This is a genomic window from Roseovarius litoreus, from assembly GCF_900142765.1.
Classification (GTDB): domain Bacteria; phylum Pseudomonadota; class Alphaproteobacteria; order Rhodobacterales; family Rhodobacteraceae; genus Roseovarius; species Roseovarius litoreus.
The window spans coordinates 81,282-105,649 of the sequence record NZ_FRCB01000001.1 but is presented as its reverse complement, the minus strand read 5'-3'; the positions used below and the strand labels follow the sequence as shown (position 1 = coordinate 105,649).

Genomic DNA, 24,368 nt, shown 5'->3' with positions numbered 1-24,368 from the left:
GCGCTCAGGTGAACACCGGCCAGATCATATCCGGAACGGCCCATATCGGGCTGATCGCCTTCGCGGTGTTCGGCGGGGCGTTCAAATCGGACCCTTTGCCTTTCGAAGTCACCTCCGTTACGGCGATTTCCGCCGAGGAGTATGCCGCTTTGATTGATGCGCCGCGCGCGCCCGAAGCTGTGGCGAATGTGGACACGCCCGAACCGCCCGCCGAAGGGCAGGGCCTGCCGGAGCTGACCTCGACCAGCGATGCGGCGCCGGATCTTTCGCAACCCGAGGTCACGCAAACCCCGCCGCCCGACAATGTCCCCGAGGTTGTCGATCCCGTGCCCGTGCCGGAGGCCGAGGTCAGCGATGAGCCGCCGGTGATGCAACCCCCGCAAGAGGACGTCGCCGCTTTGGTGCCCGAAGTCTCGCCCCGTCCGCAGCCCAGACCCGCGCCGCGGGTCGCCCCCGAGGCGGTCGCCCCTCCCGAGCCGGATGTCGCGATCGACGAGGTCGAGCGTCAGGAGACCGTGCCCGATGCCGAGGCCGCAGAAAACATCGAGCCCGAGACCGAGGCCACAGCCCCCGAGGAAGCCACAACCGAGATCGTGACCGAAGCCGAACAGGTCGATCCCGCCAGCGCCGCCCCGTCGCGGTCGTTGCGGCCCAAGACGCGGCCCGCACAGCCCCAGACTGCACAACCCCAGACCGCCGAGCAGACGCAGCCGGCCGAGGACACCCGGACTGCCGCAAGGCCGCAGCCCGATGAAAGCGCGGTCAACGACGCTCTGGCCGAAGCTCTCGGTCAGGCCGGTGGCGCGGATCAGGGCGCGCCCTCCGGGCCGCCTCTGACGGCGGGTGAAAAAGACGCGCTCAGGGTTTCGGTCCAGCAGTGCTGGAATGTCGGATCGCTCAGTTCCGAGGCGCTGCGCACGACCGTGGTTGTGAAGGTGCGCATGGGTGAGGATGCAAAACCGGTCTCGGGCTCGATCGAACTGCTCAGCTCGTCGGGCGGCAGTGATGCCGCGGCACGACAGGCCTATGAAGCCGCGCGACGAGCAATCATCCGCTGTGGCGCGAACGGCTATGATTTGCCGAAAGACAAATACGATCACTGGCGTGATATTGAAATGACGTTCAATCCGGAGAGAATGAGGATCAAATGATGCGTTATATACTGAGCCTCCTGACCGTCCTTATGCTGTGGTCGTTCCCTGCCACGGCGCAAAACGGCCCGCTTCGGATCGAGATCACCGAAGGCGTCATCGAACCTTTGCCCTTCGCGGCGCCGGATTTCGTGTCCGATAGCACGACAGGGGCGGAATTCGGGCGGCGCATCGCCGAGGTCATCGCGGCCGACCTGACGGGTACGGGCCTGTTCCGCGAAATCCAGCCAGAGGCGTTCATCAGCCGGGTGACCAGTTTTTCCAGTCCGGTGCAATATGCCGACTGGAAGGCGATCAACGCGCAGGCACTTGTGACCGGCGCTGTGTCGGTCGACGCAGGCGGCCAGTTGGTTGTGCGTTTCCGGCTTTATGATGTGTTCGCGGGGCAGGAACTGGGTCAGGGCCTGCAACTCGTCGGCACGCAGGACGGCTGGCGGCGCATCGCGCACAAGGTCGCCGATCAGATCTATAGCCGGATCACCGGCGAGGCCCCGTATTTCGACAGCCGTGTGGTGTATGTCGCGGAAACCGGACCCAAGGACCAGCGGATCAAGCGGCTGGCGATCATGGATTATGATGGGGCCAATGTCAGCTATCTGACCGACAGCGCCTCGATCGTGTTGGCGCCGCGCTTCTCGCCGGATGGCAGGCAGGTGCTCTATACCAGCTACGAAAGCGGCTTTCCGCGGATTTACGTGCTGCAGGTCGGCACCGCGCAGCGCCGCGTGCTCGAGCAGCAAGACGGCACCATGAGTTTTGCGCCGCGCTTTGCGCCGGATGGGCGCAGGGTGGTCTATTCGCTGTCGAGTGGCGGCAATACGGATCTCTACATGATGGATATCGGCAGCGGGACGAGTACCCGGCTGACCAATGCGCCGTCGATCGAGACAGCACCCAGTTTCAGCCCCGATGGCAGCCGGATCGTGTTCGAATCCGACCGCTCGGGCAGCCCGCAGCTCTATATCATGCCGGCAGCTGGCGGCGAGGCACAGCGCATCAGCTTCGGGCAGGGGCGTTATGGCACGCCGGTCTGGTCTCCGCGTGGTGATCTGATCGCCTTCACCAAGCAATCCAAGGGCCGGTTCCATATAGGGGTAATGCGCACCGATGGCAGCGAAGAGCGCCTGCTCACGGCATCGTTTCTTGACGAGGGGCCGACATGGTCACCCAATGGGCGGGTCATCATGTTCACCCGCGAAACGCAGGGCGCACAGGGCAGCGCCAGCCTCTATTCGGTGGATATCTCCGGGCGCAACCTGCGCAAGGTGCCGACCGAGGCCGGGGGCAGCGATCCGTCATGGTCGCCGCTGCAGGACTAGGACACCCGGGACCGGCGCATTTCCAAGATGCAGTGGCTATGATAGATTTGACAACAGCAACGACACCAGAAAAGAACGAGGCATCCAAATGACCTATCTGAGCAAGACCCTTTTGCTATGCGCGGGGCTCGCGCTGGCGGCCTGCTCGAACCCTGACCGGTTCGACGATGGCACGGGCGCGGGCTTCAACAATGGCGGCATGAACGCCGGCATGGCCGCATCCGCCAGTGATCCCACCTCGCCGCTCTATTTCCAGCAAACCATCGGAGACAGGGTTCTGTTCGCCGTGGATCAATCCACCCTGTCGTCCGAGGCGCAGGCCGTTCTGGATGGTCAGGCGCAGTGGTTGATGACCAATACCGATTACTCGGCCGTGATCGAAGGCCATGCCGACGAGCAGGGCACACGGGAATACAACCTCGCGCTTGGCGCGCGCCGAGCCAATGCCGTGCAGGAATATCTTGTCAGCCGCGGCATTGCCGGTAATCGCCTGAAGGTGGTCAGCTACGGCAAGGAACGTCCCATCGAGCTGTGCAGCAACGAGGCCTGTTACGCCAAGAACCGCCGCGCCGTGACGGTCATTTCCGCCGTCCCGAGCAGCTGACGCCACCACGCGCATGAGGGGAGTGCCGATGCACCGGATCGTGACGATTCTGACAGTTCTTGCGTTAAGTCTTCCGGGGCAAGCCATGGCGCAGGCAAACACGGAAACCCTGGCGGATATCCGGCAGGAACTGTCGGTGCTGTTTGTCGAGTTGCAGAAACTCAAGCGGGAACTGAACACCACCGGCGCCGCAGGTCAGTTGAGCGGAAGCGGCACGGTGATCGAGCGTGTGAACGCCATCGAAAGCGAGTTGCAGCGCCTGACAGCCAAGACTGAAGAGCTGCAATTCAAGGTGGAACGCGTGGCAGAGGACGGGGCGAACCGGATTGGCGACCTCGAATTCCGGCTGTGCGAGCTTGAAACCGATTGCGACATCGGAGCACTTGGCGACAGCACCACGCTCGGGGGCATCGACACGTCGGCCAGTGGCGCAAGCGGGGCTGTGATCGCGGCTCAGCCGTCAGAAGGCGGCGAGCCGGAAGCCCCCCAGCTCGCCGTCAGCGAAGAGGCCGATTTCAACCGTGCCAAAGAGGCGCTTGACGCAGGTGACCACGCAGCGGCAGCAGAGCAATTCGCGACGTTTCAGCAGAGTTATCCGGGTGGTCCCTTGACCGCGCGGGCCGGTCTGCTGCGCGGGCAGGCTCTGGAAGCTGGGGGACAGATGAAAGAGGCCGCGCGCGCCTATCTCGACACGTTCAGCAGCGACAACAATGGCCCCGAAGCCGCCGAGGCACTGTTCCGTCTGGGGGCCGCGCTTGGCGCTCTGGGGCAGACCGAGCAGGCCTGTGTCACCCTGGCAGAGGTCGGCAACCGGTTTCCGGGCGATTCCGCAGTCGGACAGGCCCAGGCGGCGATGAGTTCTTTGGGCTGTCAGTGACCACGGATCCGGACGCGCTGCGCGACCGGATCGCCGGTCATTTTCTTCCGAATGCACCAGAGCGGCTGGCCGTGGCCGTCTCGGGGGGGAGTGATTCGCTTGGCTTGCTGGTCGTGCTGAATGACTGGCGGTTGGCCGGGGGCCCTGCTCTCCATGCGGTGACCGTGGATCATCGCCTGCGACCCGAAGCTGCGCAGGAGGCTGCCAAGGTCGCCGCAGATTGCGAGCGTTTGGGCGTACCGCATGATATCCTGAAATGGACGGAATGGGACGGGCGGGGCAATCTGCCGGATCAGGCCCGCCGGGCGCGATATGGCCTGCTGGCGGAGTGGGCACGCGGCCAGGGTATCGCCTGTATCGCCATCGCCCATACGGCGGACGATCAGGCCGAGACGTTCCTGATGCGGCTGGCGCGTGGCGCGGGTGTTGATGGCTTGTCCGCCATGTCGGAGCGCTTCGAAAGCCATGGCGTGACCTTTTGCCGTCCGGCCCTTGCCGTCTTTCGGCACGAGTTGCGCGCCGCACTTGAAGGCCGGGGCATGACTTGGGTGGAGGACCCCAGTAACGAAGATCCCCGCTATGAGCGCGTCAAGGCGCGCGCGGCCTTGCGGGAACTGGCCCCTCTCGGGATTACGGCGGCGGGTCTTGGCGCGGTGGCGCATAGGATGTCCGATGTGCGGCAAACCCTTTATCTCTATGCGCTTGAGGCGGCGCGACAGCATGTCCGCATCCAGTCGGGTGATCTGATTGTCGACAGGTCTGGCTTCGACGGCCTGCCCCGAGAAACGGCCCGTCGCCTCTTGCAGACCTCGCTGAAATGGATCAGCGGCGCGGAATATGTCCCCCGTGGCCGGGCGCTCGATGATCTTCTCGAGGCCATTGCCGAGGGGCGCGACATGACGTTGCAGGGGTGTCTTGTGACGCTGCGAAATGACCACCTGCGGATCACGAGGGAATGGAAGGCGGTCGCCTCGGAACGGTGCAAGGTGACGGATCTTTGGGATGGGCGATGGCGCCTTGAAGGGCCTGACATCGCGGGCGCCGAGCTGCGCGCCTTGGGCAAAAACGGCCTTTCACATTGTGTCGGGCGCCGGGAAACCGGTTTGCCGGCTGCGTCGCTGATCGCCGGCCCTTCGGTCTGGCGAGGAGATGAGCTGTTGGCCGCTCCGCTTGCCGGTCTTGAAAACGGGTGGCGCACCATTCTGATCCGCGACGAAGAGGCATACTTCACCTCTTTTTTATCGCATTGAAGTAATGGATGTTATCTCTATTTTAGTTGGGTGGGTCTCGTGGTAGGTCCGCTCTATCCGAATTTTGAGGAGAGTTTCCTTGGGCAACGCAAGAAATATCGCCTTCTGGCTGGTTCTGTTCCTGCTGATATTGGCACTGTTCAATCTGTTCAGCGGCCCGGGCAACACGCTCCAGAGCAAGGCGATCAAGTATTCCGAGTTCGTGACCGCGATCGAGGACGGCAATGTGAGCCAGGTCACGCTTGATGGCGAAAACGTGCGCTTCCGCGGTGCGGATGGCAAAGAATACGTTACCATCAAGCCCCAGGATGCTGAACTGACCAACATGCTGATCGAGGCGGATATCCCGGTCAATGCCGAGCCGCAGGAGCAGTCGGGCTTTCAGACCTTCCTGATCTCGCTATTGCCGTTCATCCTGCTGATCGGCGTGTGGATCTATTTCATGAACCGCATGCAGGGCGGCGGCAAGGGCGGCGCGATGGGCTTCGGCAAGTCCAAGGCCAAGATGCTGACCGAAAAGCACGGGCGCGTCACCTTCGACGATGTGGCCGGTATCGACGAGGCCAAGGAAGAGCTGGAAGAGATCGTGGAATTCCTGCGCAATCCGCAGAAGTTCAGCCGTCTTGGCGGCAAGATCCCCAAAGGCGCTTTGCTTGTCGGTCCTCCGGGCACCGGTAAGACGCTGCTGGCGCGCGCCATCGCCGGGGAGGCCGGGGTTCCGTTCTTCACCATCTCCGGCTCGGATTTCGTGGAAATGTTCGTGGGCGTCGGTGCCAGCCGGGTGCGCGACATGTTCGAACAGGCCAAAAAGAACGCGCCCTGCATTGTCTTCATCGACGAGATCGACGCCGTGGGTCGGCACCGTGGTGCAGGCTATGGCGGCGGGAATGACGAGCGTGAACAGACGCTCAACCAGCTCCTAGTTGAAATGGACGGGTTCGAGGCGAATGAGGGCGTGATCATCATCGCGGCAACCAACCGCAAGGATGTTCTTGATCCCGCGCTGCTGCGTCCGGGCCGGTTCGACCGTCAGATCACCGTTCCCAACCCCGATATCAAAGGGCGCGAGAAGATCCTCGGCGTGCATGCCCGCAAGACCCCGCTTGGTCCCGATGTGGACCTGCGGATCATTGCGCGCGGCACCCCCGGCTTTTCGGGTGCCGATCTTGCCAACCTCGTGAACGAAGCTGCCTTGATGGCGGCGCGCGTGGGCCGTCGTTTCGTGACGATGGAGGATTTCGAAAACGCCAAGGACAAGGTCATGATGGGTGCCGAGCGCCGGTCGATGGTGCTGACCGACGATCAGAAGGAAAAGACCGCCTATCACGAGGCAGGCCACGCCGTGGTCGGTCTGGCGCTGCCGAAATGCGATCCGGTCTACAAGGCAACGATCATTCCGCGCGGTGGTGCGCTCGGCATGGTGGTCAGCCTGCCCGAGATCGACCGCCTGAACTGGCACAAGTCGGAATGTGAGCAGAAGCTGGCTATGACCATGGCGGGCAAAGCGGCCGAGATCCTCAAATACGGACCCGATGATGTGTCGAACGGTCCGGCGGGTGACATCCAGCAGGCCAGCGGCCTTGCACGGGCGATGGTCCTGCGGTGGGGCATGTCCGACAAGGTGGGTAATGTCGATTACGAGCAGGCTCACGAAGGCTACATGGGCAATGGCGCGGGTGGGTTCTCGATTTCCGCCCATACCAAGGAACTCATAGAAGACGAGGTCAAGCGCCTGATCGACGAAGCCTACGCTTCGGCCTTCAAGATCCTGACCGAGCGTAAGGACGAGTGGGAGCGACTTGCCCAGGGTCTTCTGGAATACGAGACACTCACCGGCGAAGAAATCGCGCGCGTCATCCGTGGCGAGCCGCCCGAGGCCGGTGACGACGAAGGCAGCGCCCCCGAAGAGAAGAAAAAGCCCTCGTTGACCGCAATACCCAAGACCAAACCCAAATCCTCGCCTGGATTGGGTGAAGGCGGGCCGGAGCCCGAGCCCTCAGCGTGAGCGGGTCTTCTGTAAAAACCGACTGGAATCCCGGAGCCTATGCAAGGTTCCGGGATTTGCGGTTGCGACCCGGGTTGGACCTGCTGAATGCGGTCGGCCAGATGGGGGCCGGGGATGTCGTGGATCTGGGCTGTGGCAACGGGTCCATCGGCGAGGCGCTGAAGGCCCGCGCCGGTGGTCGTCAAGTGATCGGCGTGGACGCATCGCCTGCAATGCTGCAAAAAGCCCGGCAAGCGATGGGGTATGACAGCGTGCAGCAGGCGGATATCAAGGACTGGCATCCGCGCCGCGCGCCGGGTTTGATCTTTTCGAACGCGGCGTTGCACTGGGTCGGCAATCATGAGCAATTGATGCCCCGTCTGGCACGGATGCTGGGCAAAGGTGGCACTCTGGCGGTGCAGATGCCGCATCAGAACAAGGCCCCGTCGCATCGCGTCTGGCTGAGTCTGGTTGAAGAATTGGTGCCGGGACGCGTGGACAAGATGGGCACGCCCGGCGTCATGACCCCCGTGAAATACGAAGAGCTTCTGACGCCGCTCGGGCAGTTCCGTATGTGGGAGACCGAGTATTACCAACGGCTGATGGCCGAGGCGGGCAGCCACCCTGTGCGTCGCTTCACCGAAAGCACCTATGCGCGGCCGGTGCTCGAAGTTCTGGACGACGCTGAAAAAGCCGAGTTGATCCGCCGCTATGAAGAGGTCATGCATGCGGCCTATCCCGTGCGAGCGGATGGATCGGTGCTGTTCCCGTTCCGCCGGTTGTTCTTTACGCTGACCGTCTGACGGCGGCTCACATGCCCGGGCGCATGTCGTCATTTGGCCGCGCCTTGCCCGTTCTGCAACGAGTTTGGTTTGAGGATGCAAGGAGACACATGACATGCCGGCATTGATCCCCACCGACTTCACCGCGAAGATCATCTGGCTGGGGCGCGTGTCGTATCGCGATGCGACCCTGCGGGCCGAGCCCCTTGATGAAGTGCTGGCGACTTTCGCCGGGGTCGAGGGTGAAGAGCATGCCGGTCTGACCCGACCATCCTGTAGCCGGGTCACAAGCCAGTATCCAAGGGGCACGGAAATTCGCAACGTTCGTCAGTTTTCCATCCTTTCCGCCGAAGACCTTGATGCGATCGCCACCCGGATGGGCATAGAGGCCATCAACCCCGCCTGGGTCGGGGCGTCGATGGTGCTGCAAGGCATCCCCGACTTCACTCATGTGCCGCCATCCTCCCGGCTTCAGAGCTCTGCCGGCACAACGCTGGTGGTGGATATGGAAAACCGCCCCTGTCATCTGCCCGCCAAGGTCATAGACGAGGATGCGCCCGGCAAGGGCAAAGCCTTCAAAACCGCGGCCAAGGGCCGACGGGGCGTGACGGCATGGGTCGAACGTGAAGGCATTTTGAGGGTTGGTGACACGGTAACGCTGCATGTGCCGGATCAAAGGCCCTGGCCCCATATGAAAGCCATACATGGCGCTTGATCGCTTGACCCGGGCCTGTTCTTCGCGGGCTTGATCCTTCCGCCTGTCCGCCGGTTGCCGCTGATTTCCTTCTGTCGCGCGCTGTTTCCGATCAGAAACGGCGGTGCGACAGCCCGCCGCAACAGCTACCGGATATGTCGGAATCGCGTGCTGTATACTGTCGCAGACGAGCTAAGAGCGACGGGAAAGCATCACCGCCTTTGGCCACCACGAGGAAATACAATGAGCTACAAGTCCGACATCGAAATCGCCCGTGAAGCCAACAAGAAGCCGATTCAGGAAATTGGCGAGAAACTTGGCATCCCTAGCGATCACCTGCTGCCCTATGGCCATGACAAGGCCAAGGTCAGCCAGGACTTCATCAACTCGGTGAAGGGCAACAAGAACGGCAAACTGGTTCTCGTGACGGCGATCAACCCGACGCCGGCCGGCGAGGGCAAGACCACGACCACGGTGGGTCTGGGAGACGGCCTGAATCGGATCGGCAAGAAAGCGGCGGTCTGTATTCGCGAGGCAAGCCTTGGCCCGTGCTTCGGCATGAAGGGCGGCGCGGCCGGCGGTGGCTATGCACAGGTGGTTCCGATGGAGGAAATGAACCTGCATTTCACCGGGGATTTCCACGCGATCACCACGGCTCACAACCTGCTGAGCGCGATGATCGACAACCACATCTACTGGGGCAACGAGCTGGGCATCGATGAACGCCGGGTCGTCTGGCGCCGCGTTCTCGACATGAACGATCGCGCGCTGCGCGATATCGTCACGTCGCTTGGTGGGGTCGCGAACGGCTTCCCGCGCCAAACCGGGTTCGATATCACCGTGGCTTCGGAAGTCATGGCGATCTTGTGCCTGTCCACCGATCTGGAGGATCTGGAGCACCGTCTTGGCAACATCATCGTCGCCTATACGCGTGACAAGCAGCCCATCACCTGCCGTGACATCAAGGCCGACGGTGCGATGACCGTGCTGCTGAAGGATGCGATGCAGCCCAACCTCGTGCAGACGCTGGAAAACAACCCGGCCTTCGTGCATGGTGGCCCTTTCGCGAATATCGCGCATGGCTGCAACTCGGTCATGGCGACGACAACGGCGCTGAAACTGGCCGACTATGTCGTGACCGAAGCAGGCTTCGGGGCGGATCTGGGCGCCGAGAAATTCATGAACATCAAGTGCCGCAAGGCCGGGCTTGCGCCATCCGTTGTGGTGGTCGTGGCGACAGTGCGCGCGATGAAGATGAACGGCGGTGTGGCCAAGGCCGATCTGGGCGCGGAAAATGTCGAGGCGGTCAAGAAGGGCTGCCCGAACCTTGGACGCCATATCGAGAACGTCAAATCCTTTGGCGTTCCGGTGGTGGTGGCGATCAACCATTTCGTGACCGATACCGATGCCGAAGTGCAGGCCGTGAAGGACTACGTGGCCGAGCAGGGCTCAGAGGCGATCCTGTGCCAACACTGGGCCAAAGGGTCGGAAGGCACCGAGGAACTGGCGACCCGCGTGGCCGCCATCGCCGAGGCGGGTCAGGCGAATTTCGCCCCGCTATATCCCGACGACATGCCGCTGCTGCAAAAGGTCGAGACGATTGCCAAGCGGATTTACCGCGCCGATGAGGTGCTGGCGGATCAGAAGATCCGCAACCAGCTCAAGGAATGGGAAGATGCAGGCTATGGCAATCTGCCTGTCTGCATGGCCAAGACACAATACAGCTTCACCACTGACCCTAGACGCCGTGGCGCCCCCACCGGCCATTCGGTGCCGGTCCGCGAAGTCCGCCTGAGCGCGGGTGCCGGTTTCGTCGTCGTGATCTGCGGCGAGATCATGACCATGCCGGGTCTGCCCAGCAAACCCGCGGCCGAGGCGATCAAGTTGAACGCTGACGGCGATATCGAAGGCCTGTTCTAAGGTCTGCCTCTTGACCATATGCGCCCCGTATCCTGTATGCGGGGCGCAACTTTACCCATTTTCGGAAAGGGAAAACCGATGACGGCACGGATCATCGACGGCAAGGCCTTCGCGGCCAAGGTGCGTGAGAAAGTGGCCGGCCATGTCGCGCGGCTCAAGGAAGAACATGCGATCACCCCCGGCCTCGCCGTGGTTCTGGTCGGTGAGGATCCAGCCAGCCAGGTCTATGTGCGCTCGAAAGGCAAGCAGACCGTCGAGGTGGGGATGAATTCCTACGAGCACAAGCTGGATGCTGACACTTCGGAAAAAGACCTTCTGGCGCTGATCGACAAGCTGAACAATGCGCCCGAAGTGCATGGCATTCTCGTTCAATTACCGCTGCCCGGACACCTGAACGAGGATCTGGTGATCAATTCCATTGACCCGGCCAAGGATGTGGACGGGTTCCACATCTCGAATGTCGGGCTGTTGGGAACCGGACAGAAATCCATGGTGCCCTGCACCCCGCTTGGCTGTCTGATGATGCTGCGCGACTATCACGGTAGTCTGTCGGGGATGGATGCGGTGGTTATCGGGCGCTCGAACATCGTGGGCAAACCGATGGCCCAGCTTTTGCTGGGGGACAGCTGCACGGTGACCATCGCGCATAGCCGCACCAAGGACATTCAGGATGTGACCCGTCGCGCCGATATCGTCGTGGCAGCTGTTGGGCGCCCGGAAATGGTGACAGGCGACTGGATCAAGCCCGGCGCCACCGTGATCGACGTGGGCATCAATCGGATCGACGCCCCGGACAAGGGCGAGGGCCAGACGCGCCTTGTGGGCGATTGCCATTTCGACAGCTGCGCAGAGGTAGCGGGCGCCATCACTCCAGTGCCGGGCGGGGTAGGGCCGATGACGATTGCGTGCCTTCTGGCCAACACGGTCACCGCCTGCTGCCGCGCCAATGGCTTGTCAGAACCCGAGGGATTGACGGCCTGACTGCCTCGATCATCTGCCCAGATGTGCCCCAGACCCCTGCTTAGGGGCATATCATTTGGGCGCTACGGGCATCATCGTCCCGGTCAGCAGGGCGATATGGGTCTCCTTGCCATCGGTGAGGGCAAAGACATCCGCCTGCACGATGACCAGCCTGCGCCCCGGCTTGATCACCTTGCCCCTCGCGACCAGCAGATCGCCTTGACCGGTGGCAAGCAGGTTCACCTTCATCTCGGTGGTCAGCACTTCGTACCCCTCGGGAAGGACTGACAAGGCCGCATATCCTGCGGCACTGTCTCCGATCGCGAATGTCAGCCCGGCATGGGCGAATCCGTGCTGCTGGCGGCTGCCGGGCAGGATCGGCGCTTCGATCTCCACCACGCCTTCCTCGACCCGAGCCAGCGTCGCCCCGAAGGTTGCCATAAGGGATTGAGCGGCGAAGCTTTGGCGAATTCGGTCTTCGGTCACTGGCGCCATTGTGTCTGTTTCCTTGTTCTCCACGGTCATTTGCTCACACTCTGAAATGCGATGCTAGTTGCTTGAATAGTTGGCAGATCGTGAAATGGCGTTATATCAAGCACCAGGGGTTACATTTGGGCAAAGTATGAAGCTGTCTGACAAGGTTACGTCGGCGTTTTCAGAGACGTTCCGGTATTTCATTTCTCCGCTCAACGGCTTTGTCTGGGTCATTTGCATCGTTGTCGCGACCCTCGCCGGTCCGTTCGGGACATTTGGTGCTTTCGACTGGCCGACACGGTTGCTCTATTGGAGCATCGTTGTCACGCTCGCATTTCTGTTCGGCTATTCGGCTCATGCGATCACCCGCGTGGTGATCGGTTCTGGTCGGCCTGTGCTGTTCGATGGCTTTGCAGCACTGCTGATGGCTTTGGTCTTCGGGCCGACCGTGTTTGGTCTTCGCGCGATTTTCCAACCCGAAGCGATCGGGGTCGATGTCCATCTGACCCGGGTGACCTTCAACGTGTTTTGCATGTCGGTCGGCATTTTTGTTCTCTACCGCCATCTTTGCATGGCCGAGCAGGGCAGTTACCTGCATATTGACGACATGGGGGGCGAGCAATCTGGCAACGAACCAAGATTGCTCAGGCGCCTGTCAGATGAACATGTCGGCGATGTTCTGCGGCTGAGCGCCAGCGATCATTATGTCGAGGTGGTCACTGCCGAAGGGTCCGAGGTCTTGCGGCTCAGGTTCGCCGATGCGATCGACGAGATGGAGCCGGTCGAGGGATATTGTGTGCACAGGTCCCATTGGGTGGCGCGCTCTGCCATCGTGGCTGTGGAGCGTGAGAATGCGCACAAGCTTTTTCTCCAGCTGAGCAATGGTGACAGGGTGCCTGTCAGCCGCAAATATCGGACGGCTCTCGAAGAGGTGGGTGTCATCGAGCGTGATCCGGCGGTGCACCTCAAACTGGTCAGTAGATCGTGATGCCGAGATGTCAGCGCGGCATCGGCACGGGATGCGGCATTGGCCCGGTCATGACAGCCAGTGCCTCGGAGCGCATCAGCCCGGCCAAAGCCGCATTATGACTGTGCAGTCCGCCGGTATAGGTGCCGTAAGCCGGCATAACGACCTTGTCTCCATCGATCAGAAAAGCCGGGCGCGTGATCGCGCGGCCCCGCGCCCGGATCGTGGCCTTGGGGTGGTAATGTCCTGACACTTCCCCGCTGTGACCGGGCTGCGCGATATGGCGGAACACCAGAGGCGGCAGGGGCAGTTCGGCCAGATGCGCGCCGCCAAGTTCGACCGGGCCGGGATCGTGATTGCCCTCGATCCAGACCCAACGACGCCCCGCTTGCAGCGCGATGATCCACAGTTTGTCGTCTTCCGACAGCCCGCGTGCGGCGGCATCGTCGTCGAAACTGTCGCCAAGGCAAATGACTGTCGTGGCTCCGGTCTTGTTGAGATCGGCCTCGAGCCGGGTCAGGGTGTCGCGCGTTTCGTAGGGCGGCAAAGGCGCCTCGCCGCGTCGGGCGCGGCGCTCGGATTTACCCAAGTGAAGGTCCGACACACAGATCAACGCCTTGGATGGCCAGTAAAGCGCGCCTGATCCCAGGGCCACAAGGCGTTGTCCGGCAAGAGTGAAGTCATATCCGTTCATGGAACGTTCTTCGCGTGTCATGCCCGGGATTGCAAGCCTTCGCGGTCGAGGCCTGCGAGCTGCATGAGCTTTGCTGTTTCTTCGGCCAGCAGCCGTTCCTGTGCCGCTCCCTCGACCGGAGTGCGCCCGGCCTCGAGAAATAGGGGGGCTGCGAAGGGTGTGACCCGGGCGAGGCGCAACAGGTCGATCCGACCGCCGACGCGGCTCAGCATCTGTTCGATGCGACCGAAATCGATCAGTCCGCGCATCGCCTCCTGGCGGGTTATGTCCAGCAGAAGGTGGCCGGGATCGTATTTGACCAGCGTGTCATAGAGGATGTCCGAGGAAAACGTCGCCTGCCGCCCGGTCTTGCGAGCCTGAGGGGTATTGCGCTGAATGAGGCCCGCAATCGTGGCGGAGGCGCGAAAGGTCCTTTTCATGAGCGCATTACCGGCAAGCCATTGCTCAAGCCCGTCGCGCAGGGCGTCGGGGGCGAAGATCGGCGCAGGGTCGGTCATGGGCTCAAGCCCCCAGATCAGCGTGGCATAGTCCGTCGAAACGAAGCCAAGCGGGGCAAGGCCCATCTCTTCCATCCGCTTGGTGACCAGAAGCCCCAGTGTCTGTTGCGCATTGCGCCCTGCGAAACCATAGATGCAGACATGCTCGCGCCCGTCATGCGGAAAGCTTTCGATCAACAGACGGCCCTTTTCCGGCAGGCTGGACAGGTCGCGCTGCAGATGCAGCCAGTCCCTTGCATGAGTGGGCAGCTCTGGCCAGTCGTCCTGCGCGAGCATCGACAGGATGCGATCGCTCAGTTGGGTGGAGGTGGCGAATTTGGTGCCCATGAAGGTTGCGATCTTGGGGGTCCGGCCTTTGTCACGGCTGACTTCGACGACCATTTCACGCAAGGATTCGAACCGCACGATCTGCCCGCCGATCAGGAACGTGTCGCCGGGCGTCAATGACGCGGCAAAGCCTTCTTCGATTTCGCCCAATGGTTTGCCGCCACGCGTGCGGCGCATCCGGACCTTCAGCGTATCGGTGTCCTGGATCGTTCCGATATTCATCCGGATCAGCCGTGCACTGCGCGGGTCGCGCAAGTGCCACCGCCCATCCGGCATCTGCTTGAGCCGCTGCCACTGATCATAGGCGCGCAGGGCATAGCCGCCGGTGGCGCAGAACTCGAGACAGGCATCGAAATCCGCGCGGCTCAGATCGGCATAGGCCCCGGCGCTTGTGACCTCGGCATAAAGCGCGTCGGCCTCGAACGGTCCTGCGCAGGCGGTGATCAGAATGTGCTGGCACAAAACATCGCGCGGTCCGGGGCCACGTGGTTCGCCATCCAGATCGTGATCGCGCACGGCTTGCAGGGCGGCACGACATTCCACGATTTCGAAGCGGTTTGCCGGCACCAGAAGCGCCTTTGAGGGCGCGTTGTAGCGGTGGTTGGCCCGCCCGATCCGCTGTACCAGCCGCTTGACGTTCTTCGGTGCGCCAATCTGGATCACCAGATCCACATCGCCCCAATCGATCCCCAAATCCAGACTGCCGGTGCAGACGATCGCTCTCAACTCGCCGCGCTGCATGGCGCCTTCGACCCGTTCGCGCTGTTGGCGATCGAGGGACCCGTGGTGAATGCCGATCGGTAGCGCGTCCTCGTTGGCCAGCCAGAGGTTGTGAAAGAACAACTCCGCCTGCGCGCGGGTGTTGTGGAAGATCAGCGTGGTGGTGTGCGCCTTGACCTGCTCCAGAACCGCCGGGATCGCATAGGCGGCCCCACCACCGGCCCAAGGCGGCGCCTGATCTGTTTCGAGCATCGAGATGTCAGGTTCCGGGCCGGGATCCGCCTCGAGGATCGCGCAGGGGTCGGGATGGCGGGCCAGAAGTCGCGCGATGGCGCCGGGGTCTTCCACGGTCGCCGAAAGCCCCACCCGGCGCAGATCGGGGCAGAGCGTCTGCAGCCGCGCCAGTGCCAGCATCAACTGGTCACCGCGTTTTGACTCGGCCAGAGCATGGATTTCGTCGACCACCACCCGACGCAGCCCCTTGAAGATGCGCGGCGCGTCCTCATACGAGGTCAGCAGCGCCAGACTCTCGGGGGTTGTCAGAAGAATATGGGGGGGATCGGCGCGCTGGCGGCGCTTGCGGCTTGCGGGTGTGTCGCCGGTCCGGTCCTCGACCCTGATGGGCAGGTCCATTTCGGTGATTGGCGTGGTCAGGTTGCGCCTGATATCAGCAGCCAACGCCTTGAGCGGCGAAATGTAGAGCGTATGCAGCCCGTCATGCCCGCCTTGTGCCAGATCGACCAGCGTCGGCAGAAAGCCCGCCAGCGTCTTGCCCCCGCCTGTCGGGGCGATGAGCAAGGTGGCAGGGTCGTCCGCACGCTCAAGCATGGCGAACTGGTGCGGGTGGATCGACCACCCGCGCAAGGCAAACCATCGGTTGAAGACATCGGGCACGGAGCGCATGCCCCAGAGGTAGGGGAAAGGCTACGCCCCGGCCAGAGATTACTTCACGATCTTTTCGTCCTTCACGAACATATTGGCCCAGGCCCTGTCGATCAGTTCGGGGCTCATCTGATAGGGGATGCCCTCGAACTCGCAGATCGAGATCATCTGGTCGATCAGGAAAACCGGCTGGTAATTCGCATAGACATTGTCGATGGTTGGATATTTCGCCTTCAGCAGATGCACCAAAGCGGCTTCATCCAGCGGCATCTGGCGTTTCTTGGCCACCATGGCAAAGATCTTGAGGAAATTCTCCTGATTGGGGCCGTCGATCTTGATCTTGAAGAAGATCCGGCGCAGGGCGGCTTGGTCGAAGATCTCGTTGGGATGGAAGTTGGTCGAGAAGATGACCAGCGTGTCGAAAGGCACCTCAAATTTTTCGCCTGACTGCAGGGCAAGGATGTCCTTGGATTCCTCGAGCGGAACGATCCAGCGGTTGACGAGGGCCTGCGGCGGCTCGGTCTGTCGGCCAAGGTCGTCGACGATGAAAATGCCGCCGGTCGATTTCAACTGCAACGGAGCCTGATAGGTTCGCGCCGTTGGATTATAAACCAGATCCAGCATGTTCAAACTCAACTCGCCGCCGGTGATGACGGTCGGTCGTTCGCATCTCACATATCGCGTATCGAAGGTCCGCTTGCGGCGCAGACTGTTGGGATCATCGGTTTCGCTTTCGGCCTTGGAATGCACGATCGGGTCATAGACGGTGATGACCTGACCGGAATATTCAATGGCGCGCGGCACATAGATCCTGTCGCCCATGGCATCGCGTATGCCGTTCGAAATACTCGATTTCCCGTTCCCCGGAGGGCCATACATCAGGATCGATCGGCCGGCGGAAACGGCAGGGCCCAGATGATCCAGCAGGCTGTCAGGCAAGACCAGATGTCCCATCGCATTGGTCAATTCCTGTCGTGTGATCTGAATGTTGCGGATGGATTGGCGGGCGACCTGAGCGCGGTAAACCTCGAGCGGCACCGGCATGGCGCCGTAATATTCCGATTGCGAGAGCGCATCGAGCGCCCGGGATTTGCCTGAATCCGTCAGCTGATATCCCATTTCGCTGCCGGAATTGGCGTTCAGCGTCCCGGTCGCCTCGACCAGCTTCTGTTCGCGCGCGATGTCGATCAATTCCTGCGTCACGGTGCGAGGCAGGCAGATCGCCTCGGCCAGTTCGCTGGCGGTATCGATATTCTTGCGGAACATGGTCTTAATCAGGATATCGCGCATCATCACGAGGGGCAGTTTCATTTCCTGAAGTCCGCTCGGTGGCGGCGGTGGCTGGACACCTTGGGTGGTTTGCATGTTCATACGGATTTGCCCGACTACCGGAGTTGCATGTCATCAGGCCCTCTGCATATCAGAAGGCCCGCGCCGCAAAGGTGCCAGCGAAATATGAGCAGATTAAGGAGAGTGTCGGGCAGGCCCGGGGCATCGGATACCCTACTGCCCCAGGGCGATCCCCATCCCGAGATAGATCACCAATGAGCTGCCAAGCGCGAAACCCATGGGAAACTTGCCTTCCCTGGACCAACTGATCCAATCGGGCGCCAGTTGCCGCAAGGTGCTTTTCTTGACCAGACTGTGCGTGACGAAACAGGCCAGCAGGTTGGCCGAGAAGATCACGAACAAGGGCACGACATCGCCCGGATCGATGAAAGGTGCCGCAGCGGCGAGGAACTTGGAATCGCCCGCCCCCATTATGCCGGCTGCATTGAGCAGTATCCCGATCAGCAGCACGATCGCCAGATTGACCAGCCGCCATGGGTAGTCCTGCAAGGGCAATACGAACAGACCGACCACAAGAAACACGCATGTCAACGCGATGACGGAAGCATTCGGAATGCGCATGGTGCTCAGGTCCGTCCAGATCACCCAAACGCAAATCGGCAGGACGAAAGGCAGAAACCATGCGGCCTGCATCGCGGTGATCTGGAGCGGCATCGGCAGGTCCCGAACTAGTTTGTCACGTTACCTTCAAGTGCGCGCAGACTGCGGACAGCGGCTTCGAAATGTTGAGGGTGGGTGTCTACCGCATCTCGCAGCAGGCCCTTGCCGATTTCCGTATCGCCCTGTTTCACCGCCGACAGGCCCAACGTGTACAGCAGCTGCGCACGTTCTTCCTGCGTCGTCGGAATGACCGGAAGCGCGTATTTCTTTTGCGCCCCGCGCGCCAGCACAAGGTTGTTCTTGGCCGTGAAAAGCGAGCTGTCCTGTCGGATAGCATCGGAGAACAGGCGTTCGGCCGCGGCGAAGTCGCCGCGGGTCAACTTGGAATAGCCCCAGTTGTTCATGACCCCGGCCGGCCGCGTCGTCAGCCCGATCGCCGTTTCATAGAAACTGTCGGCCTTGCTCCATTCCTGCTGGCTGTCGGCAATCATGGCTTCCAGCCGGTAGCGTTTGAACGTCTCGAAGGTCGGAGGGATCCCGTCCAGAACGGCATCCGCGCGGTCCCAGTCGTTGTTGCGGATCAGGGCGTCCGCAAAATCGACGCGATCATCATTGGTCGCCTCCGCGTGTTCGACCACTTTTTTCCACGCCGACACCGCCTCGGTGCTGCGCTGCGCCCGGACCAATGATTGCGCAAGGCCACGCTGCAGGTCGATGCGGTCGGGTTTTTCTGCCGTTGCCCGCTGGAAATATGACACCGCCTCATTCGGGTCCGCCACGTTCAGCATCACGTCATTGAGGTTGCTTTCGTCAATGACGTTCACGCCTTGAAAGGCGCGATCTACGTCCTGACCCTGCGGGTCTTCGCAGCCCGCCAGCATTACGGTGCTTGCCAGGCACAGTGAAAGAATAATCAGGTGGCGCATTTTTCTGCGTCCTTTTACTGCCTTCGCCTCATCCCGGTATGCGGCGGATCAGGTAATCTCCCGTACCGCGCCGAACCAGCTTATAATCTTGTTCTTGTGCTTCATCATAATAGGAATTTTCGGATTTTGCGAGTGCTAAGCGCAAATTGTCGCGAATTGAGTCCGTAGCGCCATTGTCCAGCGCATAGGCCCGCCGGAAGACCTGCGCCGCTTCACTGGTTTCGCCTTTTTCCATGAGGACGACGCCGAGATTGTTCCATATCTCCGGTGATGTTTCGTCCTTCTCGAGCGCGTCTCTCAGCAGCCGTTCCGCGGTGCCAAGACGGCCAAGCCCCAGATTGGCACTACCCAGACCAGACAGCACATCCGCTGTCATGCCATGCTCCAGAGCAGCGCGCGAATAGGCGTCGATCGCCAGTTCATACTCGCCCGCGTCCATCAGCCTGTGGCCGACGATCATGCCATCCACAGCCTCTCCGGTCGACGCCAAGCCCGGCGCAAATGGATTGCCGTCAATGGATGCATCGTCGCTGCACGCAGCCAAGGTGATAACGAATGTCAGAACGGCCCCCGCCCGGATCATGCAGCCTCGCCTTTATTGGCCGGCCATCGTGAAAAGCTCCAGGATGCCGATGACCGATGGACCGACCAGAATGATAAGCAATGGCGGCACTGTAAGCATCATCGTTGCCAATGTCATCTTTGTCGGAAGCTTGTTGGCTTTTTCTTCTGCGCGCATGACGCGTTTATCACGCATTTCGCCGGCATAGACCCGCAGTGCATCCGCGATGGATGTGCCGAATGTCTGCGACTGGACAAGCACGGTGACGAAGCTCGAAATATCCTGCACGCCGCATCGCTCTGCCATTTCGTTCAGCACCGAGGGCTTGTCCCGGCCTGCTTTGATCTGGTTGGCGACGATCTGGTATTCCTCGGCCAGCGCAGGGTAGGAGGCGGCGATTTCATTGGACACCCTGACGATTGATTGATCGAGGGACTGGCCTGCCTCGACGCATGTGAGCATCATGTCCAGACTGTCCGGGAACCCGTCGGTGATCTCTTCCTGGCGCTGTTGCAGACGCTTGGTCACCCAATATTTGGGCAGCATGTATCCAATGGCACCCGGGCCGAGAATATACATGATGGCTTGTTGCGCCGAGGTTTTACCGCCTGATTTGAAGATCAGGAAATAAAGAACGCCAAGGGTCAGGAAACCAAGCGCCAGGGTCAGTTGCGCGAAGTGGTAATAGCGCACCGCGTCCCGGGTGCGGTAGCCGGCCTGCAACAGGGTCAGCCGTACCTGCGACAGGGCTTTTGCATCCTGCGGTTCCAGAAAGCTGGCATATTTGTCCAGTTTTTCGTTCTTGCGGTTGGTCCGAAGCCTGGCGGTGTCGGGACCCGACGCGCCTGCGCGCTCGCGTTGATCTCTCTTGAGCTTTTCCAGTGGGTCCTTGGAATCCTTGATGAGGATCGGGATCACCAGCAACACGAGAACGATGCCAAGCGTGCCAACGGCGATCACCGGTCCGAAAGGACCCAAGGCGCCGATGAGCATGTCTTGTATCTGGGTGAAAAACTGCATCGCTTGATCCTTTTCAGACCTTGATGTTCACGAGTGCACGCATGACGAACAGGTTGGCGACGAGAAACGTTCCAACGATCAGACAGGCGGGAATGAAATACGGGTGGAGCATGGCCTTGTCGTAGTAGTTCGGGTCGATGATCTGAATCCCGATCAGGGCCAGCACCGGGAAACCCGACAGGAACTTGCCGGACCACTTGGCTTCGGCGGTGATCGCCTTGACCCGCCGGAACAGTCGGAAACGGGCCCGGATCACCTTGGCCAGCCCGTCTAGGATCTCGGCGAGGTTGCCGCCGGATTGCTGCTGGATCGTGACGGCGACGGCCAGAAAGCGCAGATCCTGCATGTCCAGCCGTTCGGCCATGTCCTTGAGGGCTTCGCCGATGTCGCGGCCATAAGCCGCCTCGTCCGCGATGATCCCGAATTCGGTGGCAAGCGGGTCGGCCATTTCGCTGGCCACGATCGAGATCGCCGAGGTGAAGGGGTGCCCCACCCGCAAGCTGCGCACCATCAGTTCGATCGCGTCTGGCAACTGCTCTTCGAGCATCGCCATCCGCTTGTTCGCCTTGATCGTGATCCAGGTAAAGACACCGCCGACGCCCATGGCGATGGACACAACCGCCCTGACAGGAACGCTGGTGGCGGTGCCGATCGTCAGACCAAGAAAGGCCAGCACCGATACCCCGGCCATCAGCATGATCAGCTGCTGCGGTGTAAAGGCGATGGCCGCCTTTTGGGCCTTTTCCGATAAGATTGCATAGATCGGGATGTTGCGTGCCTTGAGATGCTGCTGCATCTCCTTGCGCAATTTCTCCATCACCTGTTCGCGGTTGCCGGTCTTGTCCAGCATTTCAAGCCGGCGATTCACCCGGTTGTTGAGGCTGATCGACCGGCCAAACACCGTCAGGTAAATGCCTTCAACGAGGACAAGAACCCCTATGAAAATCAGACCGTAAATAATCGGTTCTGCGCTCAATGTCATGCGAGTTACTCCGCTGCGATGGGTTCATAGATGCTGGACGGCAAATCGTATCCCCACAGACGGAAGCGTTCGGTGAAGTTCGAGCGCACACCCGTGCCGGTGAAGTGACCGATGATCTTGTTTTCCGGTGTGAGGCCAACGCGCTGGTAGCGGAAGATCTCCTGCATCGAGATCACCTCGCCTTCCATGCCGGTGACTTCGGTGATCGAGGTCATCCGCCGCGAGCCATCCTGAAGGCGCGATGCCTGTACGATGAGATGCACCGCCGAGGCGATCTGTGAGCGCACCGCCTTGAGAGGCATCTCGATCCCGGCCATGGCGACCATGTTTTCCAGTCGGCTGATGGCGTCGCGCGCGTTGTTCGCGTGAATCGTCGTCATCGACCCGTCATGGCCGGTGTTCATGGCCTGAAGCATGTCGATCACTTCCTCGCCGCGCGTTTCGCCGACGATGATACGATCCGGTCGCATACGCAGCGCGTTCTTGAGGCAGTCACGGGCGCTGACTTCGCCCTTGCCTTCGACGTTTGGCGGGCGGCTTTCCATTCGGCCCACATGGGTCTGCTGCAATTGCAGTTCCGCGGTATCCTCGATCGTGAGGATACGTTCGGAATTGTCGATGAACGAGGACAACGCATTGAGTGTCGTGGTCTTGCCCGAACCGGTCCCGCCCGACACGATGATGTTCAGTCGCGTGGCAACAGCGGCTTGCAGATAGGCTGCCATCTCTTCGGAAAAGGCGCCAAAGCTGACCAGATCGTCGATCCCCAGCTTGTCTTTCTTGAACTTCCGGATCGACACGAGGCTGCCATCCACCGCGACAGGCGGAACCATCGCGTTGAAGCGCGAGCCATCCGCAAGGCGGGCGTCCACATAAGGGTTGGATTCGTCCACGCGGCGGCCAACGGCCGAAACGATCTTGTCGATGATCCGCAACAGATGCTTTTCGTCCTTGAACGTGACATCGCTCATTTCGAGCTTGCCCGCGCGTTCCACGAAAATCTGATGCGGACCGTTGACGAGGATGTCGTTGATCGTGTCGTCCTTGAGCAGCGTTTCGAGCGGACCAAGGCCGCGCACCTCGTCATAGAGTTCCTGCGTCAGGGTCGCGCGATCTTCGCGGTTCAGCACGATGCTGCGTTCTTCCAGAACCTCAGCCGCGATCGAGCTGATCTCGGCGCGCAGGTCAGCCTCGGTCGCTGTGTCGAGAGCGGAAAGATTGAGGTTGTCCAGAAGTGCGCGGTGCAGGTCGAGCTTGATTTCCCCCAGACGTTCCTTGCGCTTGCGTTCCTTGTCGGCGGGTTGCGGCAACGCGGCCGATTGCGGTGTTGGGCGGCGCAACACGGACTTTGCCGGATCCTCGACGGGCGCCGTTCTCGGAAGCGGGGCCTTGGCCTCGACCGGTGCGGCTGCGGGCTTTGCCTGATTGGAGGAAGCCTTCTTGTATCTTGAAAACATGGTCGGGTTCCTTCGTGCTTATGCAGCCTCTGCTTCGCGCTTGCTCAATTGGTGCAGCGAGCCGGCCAATTTCGCGATTTCCTTGCGAAGCGGGTTCTTGCCTGCTGAAAGCGCAAGCGGTTGTCCGTGATCGCCGGCCTGAGTGACTGGCCTTCCGCCATCGGGCAACAGGACTTCGATCGAGATTTCAAGGCTTTCGCACAGGCGTTTGACCCGGCTCTTGCCTTGCAGATCGGTGAATTTCGGCGCCCTGTTCAGACAGAACCGCAGTCGCTCGATCGGCAACTCCTCGGCTCTCAATGCGCGTTTCAGCCGGATGGCGTTCTGCGCTGACCGCATGTCGAGTTCGAGCGTGGTGAAATAGACCTGTGCATTGGTCAGCACGGTCTCTGTCCATTGGACAAGTGTCGAGGGCATGTCCACGACCACGTAATCGAAGCGGCGGCGGGCTTGATCGAGGATGCGCTGCACATCGTCCGGCGTCAGCATGTCGAGCGGCAGGATGTCGGGCGGGGCGGTCAGGACCGACAGCTTTTCCTCGAACTGCGTCAGGGCCTGTCGGAACACATCGTCATCCACCGCCTCTGTGTCGGACCACATTTCGAACACCGTTTCGCGGCGCGGCAAATCGAGATAAGTCGCCACGGTTCCGTTCTGCAGGCCGAAATCCAGAATGCAAACGCGGGGTGGATCCTTCTTGTCGACAGTGGCCAGCTCCCAGGCAAGGTTGACCGCAAGCGTCGTCGCACCGGTCCCACCGGCCAAGCCCTGAACGGCAAGCAGCACGCCGTCGGCAGGCGCTTCAAGGCCGGGCGCATGTCGTCCGGCAACGGCTGCGGCGGGGCGCTCGGCGATTCGCTTCAGCCGATCGATTGCGGCCTCGAGTTCACCTTCCGGGAGAGGGTAGGGGACGAATTCATCGGCACCTTTTCGCAGCAACTGATGGAGCGCCGCCGGGCTTACGTCCTCGGCAATCAGGATGACCTTGATGCCCTTTGCATTCGCCAGCCCGATGATTTCGCCCAACATGACGAGATCGTCCTCATCGGACTCGTCGATCGCGATGGCAACGAATTCAAGTGCCTTGGCTTCGGGCTGGTTGAAAAAGGCCAGTGCCTCCGAAAATCCGAGATCGCCCCAGTTTTCGCCAAGCGCTGTCTCCATATCTTCGATCAGAAGATCGAAGTTCTGCACATCACGACTGATGGTGCAGGCCCGGATCGGGCTGGGTTCTGGCATGTGCGTAGAACTACTCGTCATTTGTCGATCCCATTTTTCAAGTCGCCTCGCGGGCTGCCCCGGGTTTGCCAGGGGTCTGTTATGTGTATTTTCCGGCATCAGCGGTCGATCCCGAACCACGGGAGACGCA

At 61.1% G+C, this 24,368-nt stretch carries 22 protein-coding genes; 11 read left to right on the top strand and 11 right to left on the bottom strand.

The genetic code is table 11. From position 1 onward, the window contains the following. Positions 1-8: 8 nt before the first annotated feature. From F3H35_RS00495 to folD, 10 genes are all read left to right on the top strand, one after another. Positions 9-1,151 carry an energy transducer TonB gene (locus F3H35_RS00495; RefSeq protein ID WP_149777717.1) on the top strand — a complete coding sequence of 381 codons (1,143 nt, stop codon included), beginning with the start codon at positions 9-11 and terminating at the stop codon, positions 1,149-1,151. Next, positions 1,148-2,470, top strand: coding sequence for a Tol-Pal system beta propeller repeat protein TolB (tolB, locus tag F3H35_RS00490; protein ID WP_149777716.1), 1,323 nt, complete (start codon positions 1,148-1,150; stop codon positions 2,468-2,470). The genes F3H35_RS00495 and tolB overlap by 4 nt, the downstream gene beginning before the upstream one ends. 88 nt (positions 2,471-2,558) lie before the next feature. Then, positions 2,559-3,074, top strand: coding sequence for a peptidoglycan-associated lipoprotein Pal (gene pal / locus F3H35_RS00485; RefSeq protein WP_149777715.1), 516 nt, complete (start codon positions 2,559-2,561; stop codon positions 3,072-3,074). A 28-nt stretch (positions 3,075-3,102) separates the two neighbouring features. Then, positions 3,103-3,951, top strand: a complete 849-nt coding sequence (gene ybgF, locus F3H35_RS00480) for a tol-pal system protein YbgF (protein WP_149778357.1) — start codon at positions 3,103-3,105, stop codon at positions 3,949-3,951. Further along, positions 3,948-5,201, top strand: coding sequence for a tRNA lysidine(34) synthetase TilS (gene tilS / locus F3H35_RS00475; RefSeq protein WP_317510546.1), 1,254 nt, complete (start codon positions 3,948-3,950; stop codon positions 5,199-5,201). The genes ybgF and tilS overlap by 4 nt, the downstream gene beginning before the upstream one ends. 79 nt (positions 5,202-5,280) lie before the next feature. Beyond that, the gene (gene ftsH / locus F3H35_RS00470) at positions 5,281-7,206 is read left to right on the top strand and encodes an ATP-dependent zinc metalloprotease FtsH (RefSeq protein ID WP_149777714.1); all 1,926 of its coding nucleotides are present in this window, start codon (positions 5,281-5,283) and stop codon (positions 7,204-7,206) included. A gap of 62 nt (positions 7,207-7,268) precedes the next feature. Beyond that, entirely contained in the window at positions 7,269-7,988 is a 720-nt protein-coding gene (locus F3H35_RS00465) for a methyltransferase domain-containing protein (protein WP_149778355.1), read from the top strand. A gap of 94 nt (positions 7,989-8,082) precedes the next feature. Next, positions 8,083-8,682, top strand: a complete 600-nt coding sequence (locus F3H35_RS00460) for an MOSC domain-containing protein (protein WP_149777713.1) — start codon at positions 8,083-8,085, stop codon at positions 8,680-8,682. 222 nt (positions 8,683-8,904) lie between these two features. Next, entirely contained in the window at positions 8,905-10,581 is a 1,677-nt protein-coding gene (locus F3H35_RS00455) for a formate--tetrahydrofolate ligase (protein ID WP_149777712.1), read from the top strand. 78 nt (positions 10,582-10,659) lie between these two features. After that, positions 10,660-11,562 (top strand): bifunctional methylenetetrahydrofolate dehydrogenase/methenyltetrahydrofolate cyclohydrolase FolD, encoded by a 903-nt coding sequence (gene folD, locus F3H35_RS00450; protein WP_149777711.1) that lies wholly within the window; start codon positions 10,660-10,662, stop codon positions 11,560-11,562. Positions 11,563-11,613: 51 nt separating this feature from the next. On the opposite strand, the gene F3H35_RS00445 is transcribed toward folD, so the two are convergent. Next, positions 11,614-12,036 (bottom strand): PaaI family thioesterase, encoded by a 423-nt coding sequence (locus F3H35_RS00445; RefSeq protein WP_149777710.1) that lies wholly within the window; start codon positions 12,034-12,036, stop codon positions 11,614-11,616. 127 nt (positions 12,037-12,163) lie between these two features. On the opposite strand from F3H35_RS00445, the gene F3H35_RS00440 reads away from it, so the two are divergent. Continuing rightward, positions 12,164-13,003 carry a LytTR family DNA-binding domain-containing protein gene (locus F3H35_RS00440; protein ID WP_188129823.1) on the top strand — a complete coding sequence of 280 codons (840 nt, stop codon included), beginning with the start codon at positions 12,164-12,166 and terminating at the stop codon, positions 13,001-13,003. A 10-nt stretch (positions 13,004-13,013) separates the two neighbouring features. Here F3H35_RS00440 and pdeM read toward each other — a convergent pair whose 3' ends face one another. The 10 genes from pdeM to F3H35_RS00390 form a co-directional block, all read right to left on the bottom strand. Then, complete coding sequence (pdeM, locus tag F3H35_RS00435; RefSeq protein ID WP_149777708.1) at positions 13,014-13,676, bottom strand: ligase-associated DNA damage response endonuclease PdeM; 663 nt, start codon at positions 13,674-13,676, stop codon at positions 13,014-13,016. 17 nt (positions 13,677-13,693) lie between these two features. Further along, complete coding sequence (locus F3H35_RS00430) at positions 13,694-16,123, bottom strand: ligase-associated DNA damage response DEXH box helicase (RefSeq protein WP_149777707.1); 2,430 nt, start codon at positions 16,121-16,123, stop codon at positions 13,694-13,696. A 39-nt stretch (positions 16,124-16,162) separates the two neighbouring features. Further along, positions 16,163-17,473, bottom strand: coding sequence for an ATPase (locus F3H35_RS00425; RefSeq protein ID WP_149777706.1), 1,311 nt, complete (start codon positions 17,471-17,473; stop codon positions 16,163-16,165). 132 nt (positions 17,474-17,605) lie between these two features. Then, positions 17,606-18,106, bottom strand: coding sequence for an A24 family peptidase (locus F3H35_RS00420; RefSeq protein WP_149777705.1), 501 nt, complete (start codon positions 18,104-18,106; stop codon positions 17,606-17,608). 14 nt (positions 18,107-18,120) lie between these two features. Beyond that, positions 18,121-18,978 carry a tetratricopeptide repeat protein gene (locus F3H35_RS00415; protein ID WP_149777704.1) on the bottom strand — a complete coding sequence of 286 codons (858 nt, stop codon included), beginning with the start codon at positions 18,976-18,978 and terminating at the stop codon, positions 18,121-18,123. A gap of 28 nt (positions 18,979-19,006) precedes the next feature. Further along, complete coding sequence (locus F3H35_RS00410; protein WP_149777703.1) at positions 19,007-19,561, bottom strand: tetratricopeptide repeat protein; 555 nt, start codon at positions 19,559-19,561, stop codon at positions 19,007-19,009. 12 nt (positions 19,562-19,573) lie between these two features. Further along, positions 19,574-20,560 carry a type II secretion system F family protein gene (locus tag F3H35_RS00405; RefSeq protein ID WP_149777702.1) on the bottom strand — a complete coding sequence of 329 codons (987 nt, stop codon included), beginning with the start codon at positions 20,558-20,560 and terminating at the stop codon, positions 19,574-19,576. 13 nt (positions 20,561-20,573) lie between these two features. Further along, on the bottom strand, positions 20,574-21,542 hold the full coding sequence (locus tag F3H35_RS00400; protein WP_007816784.1) for a type II secretion system F family protein: 969 nt from the start codon (positions 21,540-21,542) through the stop codon (positions 20,574-20,576). Between the two features lie 5 nt (positions 21,543-21,547). Beyond that, a complete protein-coding gene (locus tag F3H35_RS00395) occupies positions 21,548-22,999 on the bottom strand; it encodes a CpaF family protein (RefSeq protein ID WP_149777701.1) in 1,452 nt (483 codons plus the stop codon). Positions 23,000-23,017: 18 nt separating this feature from the next. Beyond that, the gene (locus tag F3H35_RS00390; protein ID WP_149777700.1) at positions 23,018-24,238 is read right to left on the bottom strand and encodes an AAA family ATPase; all 1,221 of its coding nucleotides are present in this window, start codon (positions 24,236-24,238) and stop codon (positions 23,018-23,020) included. Between the last annotated feature and the right edge of the window lie 130 nt (positions 24,239-24,368).

Excerpts from the sequence above, each read along its gene's own strand:
- tolB (WP_149777716.1), top strand. The coding sequence starts at position 1,148 with ATGATGCGTTATATACTGAGCCTCCTGACCGTCCTTATGCTGTGGTCG.
- pal (WP_149777715.1), top strand. The coding sequence starts at position 2,559 with ATGACCTATCTGAGCAAGACCCTTTTGCTATGCGCGGGGCTCGCGCTG.
- ybgF (WP_149778357.1), top strand. The coding sequence starts at position 3,103 with ATGCACCGGATCGTGACGATTCTGACAGTTCTTGCGTTAAGTCTTCCG.
- F3H35_RS00460 (WP_149777713.1), top strand. The coding sequence starts at position 8,083 with ATGCCGGCATTGATCCCCACCGACTTCACCGCGAAGATCATCTGGCTG.
- F3H35_RS00455 (WP_149777712.1), top strand. The coding sequence starts at position 8,905 with ATGAGCTACAAGTCCGACATCGAAATCGCCCGTGAAGCCAACAAGAAG.
- folD (WP_149777711.1), top strand. The coding sequence starts at position 10,660 with ATGACGGCACGGATCATCGACGGCAAGGCCTTCGCGGCCAAGGTGCGT.
- F3H35_RS00445 (WP_149777710.1), bottom strand. The coding sequence starts at position 12,036 with ATGGCGCCAGTGACCGAAGACCGAATTCGCCAAAGCTTCGCCGCTCAA.
- F3H35_RS00440 (WP_188129823.1), top strand. The coding sequence starts at position 12,164 with ATGAAGCTGTCTGACAAGGTTACGTCGGCGTTTTCAGAGACGTTCCGG.
- pdeM (WP_149777708.1), bottom strand. The coding sequence starts at position 13,676 with ATGAACGGATATGACTTCACTCTTGCCGGACAACGCCTTGTGGCCCTG.
- F3H35_RS00430 (WP_149777707.1), bottom strand. The coding sequence starts at position 16,123 with ATGCGCTCCGTGCCCGATGTCTTCAACCGATGGTTTGCCTTGCGCGGG.
- F3H35_RS00425 (WP_149777706.1), bottom strand. The coding sequence starts at position 17,473 with ATGAACATGCAAACCACCCAAGGTGTCCAGCCACCGCCGCCACCGAGC.
- F3H35_RS00420 (WP_149777705.1), bottom strand. The coding sequence starts at position 18,106 with ATGCCGCTCCAGATCACCGCGATGCAGGCCGCATGGTTTCTGCCTTTC.
- F3H35_RS00415 (WP_149777704.1), bottom strand. The coding sequence starts at position 18,978 with ATGCGCCACCTGATTATTCTTTCACTGTGCCTGGCAAGCACCGTAATG.
- F3H35_RS00410 (WP_149777703.1), bottom strand. The coding sequence starts at position 19,561 with ATGATCCGGGCGGGGGCCGTTCTGACATTCGTTATCACCTTGGCTGCG.
- F3H35_RS00405 (WP_149777702.1), bottom strand. The coding sequence starts at position 20,560 with ATGCAGTTTTTCACCCAGATACAAGACATGCTCATCGGCGCCTTGGGT.
- F3H35_RS00400 (WP_007816784.1), bottom strand. The coding sequence starts at position 21,542 with ATGACATTGAGCGCAGAACCGATTATTTACGGTCTGATTTTCATAGGG.
- F3H35_RS00395 (WP_149777701.1), bottom strand. The coding sequence starts at position 22,999 with ATGTTTTCAAGATACAAGAAGGCTTCCTCCAATCAGGCAAAGCCCGCA.
- F3H35_RS00390 (WP_149777700.1), bottom strand. The coding sequence starts at position 24,238 with ATGCCAGAACCCAGCCCGATCCGGGCCTGCACCATCAGTCGTGATGTG.